The sequence below is a fragment of the Verrucomicrobium sp. BvORR034 genome, assembly GCF_000739635.1.
GTDB lineage: Bacteria > Verrucomicrobiota > Verrucomicrobiia > Verrucomicrobiales > Verrucomicrobiaceae > Verrucomicrobium.
Genome location: NZ_BATQ01000190.1, coordinates 1 through 1,538 on the forward strand (window position 1 = coordinate 1; position 1,538 = coordinate 1,538).

Sequence of the window (1,538 nt, forward strand, 5' to 3'; positions counted from 1 at the left end):
TGGCACTGAGTTAAGCCGCATCCTTTTTGCGGATCTGCCGCTGGGCCCGGTGCGGCGTCTCGCTCATTTCGTGCCTGGGTTTGCTCATGAGTTGGTAGTTCTTGGGCCGTCGTTTCTTGCATCGCGGCTCCCGTCGATGCGGTCTCTCCAGGAGGGGATCGTCAGCGATGCTTTGCAGCATTTCAGTCAGCCTCATCCGCGATTGGCGGGCACTGGAGGCGCTCCACAGGCACCATTGCCACTGATCGAGCCGGTCCCTGCTTCCTTTGAAGCTCAACACCCCGCTGGAGCCTAGTTCGCGCAGAGGTTGGGCCCGCGCCATCATCAGCCGGACCACATTGTAAGCAATCATGTGCATGAGCAACTCGCGGGCCACCATGTGAGGGCTGCGCGTACGCAGCATGTCCATGCCCATCGTGGTCTTGATGTCCGCAAAGAACAGCTCTACTTGCCAGCGCCGCAGATAAAGACTGGCAATGGCTGATGAACTCCATTGCCCGGCATCCAAGAGGGTGCTCACCAGCCAGATCTGGCGGGTGCGATGAGCTTTGATGGAGACATCAAAACGGGTCACTCGCACCTCCAGTTGAGGAGGGAGGTCTTTGAAGTGAACCGTCGCAGCGCTCTTGCCGATCCGTTGAGGTTTGGACCAGCGTTGGACGGAGTCGCTCTTGCCCAGGCGTCGCCCCTTGCGCAGATCACACTGGCGCGAATGATGCATACGCATGACCACATCAATGCCCCGTTGCTTGAGGACGGCGATGAATGCGTAAGAGCAGAAGCCCCGGTCAGCCACCAGGATATCCCCGGCACGCAGGTGCTTGAGCAACCGCCAGGCCATGGTTGAATCATGAATGCGCCGGCCCCTTTTGACGGTGGCCAGCCAGGCGCCGGTACTCAGATCAAAGAGACCCACCAGCTTCATGAGAGGAAAGCCGCAGCCAGGCTTCTGACTGGGGCCATAGGCATAGGCCTCACGATTGGCGGGAGTATCGGGCAGGGTGATACCCGTGCCGTCCATGACAACGATGCGGCGCGGGTCCTTTGAGCCGGAGGAACCGGCGCAAAGACGTCGAGCCAGCTCCCGCGAGGCTCGAACCAGAAGCTTGATGGGCAAGCGGGCTCTGGCCCGGCAATAGGCGGCGGTGTCCTCTTCGGGAAGCTCCTGCCGATGGCTGCACATCAAAGACTTGAGGCGGCAGACGGCGCGAAGGCAGGAGCCGCCGGGATCAAGCACCTGGCTGAGGAATGCCCAGAAGGTGACGGACAAAGTATAAATGCGCTCCCTGCTGTTGTCGCCTTCCTTTGGTTTGAAGGAGGCGATCAAGCCCGGGAGCCAGTCGCCCAGAAGAACGCCCAGCTGGCGCAGACAAAGGGCGTCAACCTTGGATCTGGACTGGCTGAGCGGGGAGCTGTGCCGGGAGGGGGCGCGTCCAAAGAGGATGCGGGAGACGCCGGGAAAGAAGGGGGTTGACGGGCGCATTCACAGTAATACATCGAACCGTTCGAAATTCAACGAGCGCGTCGCAATAAAACAT

At 60.5% G+C, this 1,538-nt stretch carries 1 protein-coding gene; it reads right to left on the minus strand.

Annotated elements, in window-relative coordinates:
* Nucleotides 1-10: 10 nt before the first annotated feature.
* Nucleotides 11-1,483 (minus strand): IS4 family transposase, encoded by a 1,473-nt coding sequence (locus tag BV034_RS34065; protein ID WP_050031396.1) that lies wholly within the window; start codon nucleotides 1,481-1,483, stop codon nucleotides 11-13.
* Between the last annotated feature and the right edge of the window lie 55 nt (nucleotides 1,484-1,538).

What these genes read in the sequence shown, in the direction of transcription:
- BV034_RS34065 (WP_050031396.1), bottom strand. Translation starts at nt 1,483, where the DNA reads ATGCGCCCGTCAACCCCCTTCTTTCCCGGCGTCTCCCGCATCCTCTTT.